Annotated in this window: 5 protein-coding genes; all 5 read right to left on the bottom strand. The window is 29.0% G+C overall.

Annotation, left to right across the window (positions count from 1 at the left end; translation table 11 throughout):
• Positions 1-761: lipoyl synthase (lipA, locus tag Q0352_RS02340; protein ID WP_299523001.1), on the bottom strand; the 761-nt coding region annotated here is incomplete at its 3' end.
• A 34-nt stretch (positions 762-795) separates the two neighbouring features.
• On the bottom strand, positions 796-2025 hold the full coding sequence (locus tag Q0352_RS02335; protein WP_299522998.1) for an Nramp family divalent metal transporter: 1230 nt from the start codon (positions 2023-2025) through the stop codon (positions 796-798).
• A complete protein-coding gene (locus tag Q0352_RS02330) occupies positions 2022-2588 on the bottom strand; it encodes a sigma-70 family RNA polymerase sigma factor (protein WP_299522995.1) in 567 nt (188 codons plus the stop codon). The genes Q0352_RS02335 and Q0352_RS02330 overlap by 4 nt, the downstream gene beginning before the upstream one ends.
• On the bottom strand, positions 2582-3688 hold the full coding sequence (locus tag Q0352_RS02325; protein WP_299522992.1) for a glycosyltransferase: 1107 nt from the start codon (positions 3686-3688) through the stop codon (positions 2582-2584). The genes Q0352_RS02330 and Q0352_RS02325 overlap by 7 nt, the downstream gene beginning before the upstream one ends.
• A complete protein-coding gene (locus tag Q0352_RS02320) occupies positions 3689-3874 on the bottom strand; it encodes a membrane or secreted protein (protein ID WP_299522989.1) in 186 nt (61 codons plus the stop codon).
• Between the last annotated feature and the right edge of the window lie 157 nt (positions 3875-4031).

Raw genomic sequence — 4031 nt, 5'->3', positions numbered from 1 at the left:
TCAGGTGTAATATATTCTATAACAGGTAAGTGTTTTTTGCTAGGTTGTAAATATTGACCAATAGTTAAAACATCAACTTTAGCATTTGCTAAATCTTGCATAGTTTCAATTACTTCGGCTTCAGTTTCACCTAACCCAAGCATTATACCCGATTTTGTTCTACGTTGACCTTGGTCTTTCATATACTTTAAAACTTCTAAACTTCTGTCATATTTAGCTTGAATGCGAACTTCACGAGTTAAGCGTCTAACAGTTTCTAAATTGTGTGAAATTATTTCAGGAGCAACGGCTAAAATTCGATCAATATTGGTTTTATTTCCTTGAAAATCAGGAATTAAAGTTTCAAGTGTTGTAGTTGGATTTGCTCTTCTAATTGCATTAATAGTTTCAGACCAAATAATAGAACCACCATCTTTAAGGTCATCTCTATCAACCGATGTGATAACTGCGTGTTTAATTTTCATTAATTGAATTGAGCGTGCAACTTTTTCTGGTTCTTCCCAATCTACATTCTCGGGTCTTCCAGTTTTTACACCACAAAATCCACAAGAACGGGTACATATATTTCCTAAAATCATAAATGTAGCTGTACCTTCTGTCCAGCATTCACCCATATTAGGACAACTTCCACTTGTGCAAATTGTATTTAATTTATACTTATCAACAACATTTCTTAATTCAGTATATTTTTTACCAACAGGAAGCTTCACACGAAGCCATTTTGGTTTTTGTATTTTATTTGTGATTGTTTCTTCAGACATATTCATAAAAATTGATTGCAAAAGTACAAAGAATTTATAAACTGAAAAGATACCAAACACTAAAACCTATTAAAAACAGCATTCCAAACCAACTGATAATTTTTAGTTGTGTTGAAGGTCTCCATTCTTTTGGAGTGTGTTTTCCTGAGATTAAAACGTAATTCGCAATAGCAAAAAATGGAGCAGTTAAAAAAGATAGAATTGTGGCGATTTTTATGAGAACACCCATTTCAGACATAAAGAAGATTAAAATTGAGATAGTTCCTATAGCAAGAAAACTAATCCAAAACCAATACATGTTTTTATAGGATTTATTGGTTAATAAATCAAAAGTTCTTGTCATTGCTCTTGGTGATGCATCTAGTGTTGTAATTGTAGTACTAAACATTGTTGTAAAAGCTGCTGCAGCAATAAAAATAGACATTTTAGAACCTAAATTTTCAGTGTATAAATTTATTAGTTGTTGAGAAAATTGTACTGCGCTTCCACTAAATGTTTCGCCTGAGTTAAACATAACAATAGCGCCTAAAGAAACAAAGCAAATTCCTAAAATTAAAGTAGTTACAAAGCCAATATTGAAATCGAAAATAGCTTGTTTTGTATTGAATTTGTTTGATTTGTCTTTTTGTTTTTCAATTGCCCAAAGAGATTGCCAGATTGAGATATCAAGAGGAGCTGGCATCCAACCTAAAAAGGCAATTAAGAATCCAACTTCAAGGCTTCCTTTGGGAAGTATTTGAGTAAAATTATAGGAATTTTCAGTATTAAAAGAAGCTACTAATAATGCTATAATTGTGCTTAAAGTTAATGTTACTATGATGATTTTCATTAAGTTATCGAGTAATTTATATTTCCCAATAACTAATAAAGTAACACAAATTAAAGTTATAATAACACTCCAAATTATAGGGTTAGTAGTAATTCCAAATAAATTTGCTGCCAAGCCGGCGGTTACAATAGTAACAGCTGCTTGAATAGTAAACATTGTGGCTAAGTTTAATACAAAATAAGTGATAAGAACACCTTTTCCAAGCCTTTTATAACCATCTAATAAACTTTCTCCGGTTGCAGTAGCATAGCGTGGTCCAAATTGGAAAAATGGATATTTTACAAGATGAATTAATACCAATGCCCAAATTAATCCAAAACCGAAATCTGCTCCTGCTCTTGTAGATTGAACCAAATGAGAAACACCAATGGCAGCACCAGCAAAAAGTAAACCAGGACCCAACTTTTTTATCCAATTAAATTTTTTTAAATTCAATTTTTTGGAGTTTGTTTTATAATATCAGCTAATAATTTTTTAGACCTTAGCAATTGTATTTTAATATTACCAACTGGTTCGTTTAAAGCTTCAGCCATTTCTTTATAAGTCATTTCTCTAAAGTAACGAAGGTTTATAATTTCTTGATAATGTGGCTTTAATTGTTTAATATAATTTTTTAATTGTACTAAATTTTGCTTAATAATTAGTTGATCTTCGGCTGATGGAGTTTCATCAAAAATTTTATAGGCTTCAGATGAAGTTTCATTAAAAGAAACTGTTTCAGTACGTTGTTTGCGTAAATGGTCTAAAAAAATATTTTTTGAAATTGAAATTAACCAAGTTTTAAAATTATAGCGCTCATTATATAAATCAATTTTATCAAAGGCTTTTGAGAATGTTTTTATAGTAATATCTTCAGCTTCATCTTCATTTCCAGTTTTTGAAAATTGAAATCTATATACATCACTCCAATACGTGTTTAATAATGAGTTGAAAGCTTTTTGGTCTTTTTTTCTAGCTTTTTCAATTAAATCGGCTATATCAATATTTTTATTTACCAATGTTTAGGTTTTGAAATAAGATTTTTGATAAAGATAGACAATTGTGTGATAATTAAAAATAGTTCGAAAAGTGGAGCGTATAGTATTAAATCTTTTTCGTTTAATTTTTTAGCTGAATATCCAATAATTAGGTATTGAATTATAAATCGAACAAAAATTAACCCAATAATAATTTGCCACTGATATAAAAAACTTAAAAGAAGAAAACTAAGAAACCAAAATAATAATTGGGAACTAAAAAATATGCTTAATAATATTTTGTGTAATGTTTTATAGTGTGAAGCAGTTGAAATGTGTCTTCTTTTTTGCTGAATCCATTCTTTAAATGTTGTTTTCGGATGAGATTCTGTGAAACTATTTAAAGAATAGCAATTGGTTGTGTTTTCCTTCGTAGCAACTTGATTTATAAATAAATCATCGTCTCCAGATTTGATTTTCATATGGTTAACAAACCCATTAATACTAAAAAAAAGTGTTTTCGTATAGGCTAAATTTCTACCAACTCCCATATAAGGACTTCCAATTTTTGAGTAAGAAAAGTATTGAATTGCAGTTAACAGAGTTTCAAATCTAATTAATTTATTTAAAAATGATTTTTCTGTTTTTTTATAAGCTCCGTAGCCTAAAATAAGTTGATGATCATCGCTGAAATTATTTGCCATTTCTGAAATCCAATATTCAGAAATTGGTTTGCAATCCGCATCAATAAATAATAAATGTTCGTGTGAAGCGGCTTTAATTCCTAAAGTTAACGCATATTTTTTACTTCCCCAAAATTGCTCATTTGATGAAACATCCACAATTTTTATAGAAATTTTGGACTCTTTTTTAAATTGTTCCATAACTTTTAATGTATGGTCACGTGAACAATCATTAATTAGTACAATTTCAAAATTAGTATAATTCTGTCTAAGTAAAAATGGAATGTTTTTGATGAGGTTTTTGGCTTCGTTTTTAGCGCAAATTAGAACAGAAATAGGCTGATTGAAATTGTTTTTAGGTAGTTTGTTTTTAGGAAATGCAAAAGAACCAAAAATGAAAATATAATAAATAAATTGAATACAAATAACTACTATAAAAGCAATGAATAAGTATTCCATTTATCTGTTTTCACATTGTTCAGCAGTTTTTCCGCAGTAGCCACAAGGTTCACCTCCTTTATTTAAATGAGGATTTTGACTTGCACAAGTTCCTGCAAATTTACCATCCTTTTTTAGCCATAGTTTAATAGCTAGTCCTGCAATACCCAAACCTAATAATCCTATTGTAATTAATACAAGCTTCATAATGTAAAAATTTATGATGCAAATGTACAGAATTCGTTGAATTGAAATGTACTTTTTGTTTCAATATAATAGATTTAAAATAATATGCAAAAAGAGGTAATAAACTAAGAAAAAATCATGTAAAATGTTAATTGTTAGTAATTTATTTGGAGTTTAT

The sequence above is a fragment of the uncultured Lutibacter sp. genome, assembly GCF_937891065.1.
Taxonomy (GTDB): Bacteria; Bacteroidota; Bacteroidia; order Flavobacteriales; family Flavobacteriaceae; genus Lutibacter.
The sequence above is the reverse complement of the archived record's forward strand: the minus strand, read 5'-3'. Positions and strand labels throughout refer to the sequence as shown.

Excerpts from the sequence above, each read along its gene's own strand:
- Q0352_RS02325 (WP_299522992.1), bottom strand. The coding sequence starts at position 3,688 with ATGGAATACTTATTCATTGCTTTTATAGTAGTTATTTGTATTCAATTT.
- Q0352_RS02320 (WP_299522989.1), bottom strand. The coding sequence starts at position 3,874 with ATGAAGCTTGTATTAATTACAATAGGATTATTAGGTTTGGGTATTGCA.